Consider the following 255-nt stretch of genomic DNA (forward strand, 5'->3'; position numbering starts at 1 on the left):
TCACCCAAATGAGCACCCCTTCTCCCGAAGTTACGGGGTCATTTTGCCGAGTTCCTTAACGAGAGTTCTCTCGCTCACCTTAGGATTCTCTCCTCGCCTACCTGTGTCGGTTTGCGGTACGGGCACCTTTTATCTCGCTAGAGGCTTTTCTTGGCAGTGTGGAATCAGGAACTTAGGTACTATATTTCCCTCGCTGTCACAGCTCAGCCTTCACGCAAGCGGGATTTGCCTCACTTGCAGCCTAACTGCTTAGAC

General features: G+C 51.8%; 1 rRNA gene. It reads right to left on the reverse strand.

From position 1 onward, the window contains the following. A 23S ribosomal RNA gene (locus M3593_RS24410) occupies positions 1 to 255 on the reverse strand; the annotation flags it as partial.

Source organism: Mesobacillus sp. MER 48 (genome assembly GCF_023714225.1).
Classification (GTDB): Bacteria; Bacillota; Bacilli; order Bacillales; family Cytobacillaceae; genus Mesobacillus; species Mesobacillus oceanisediminis_A.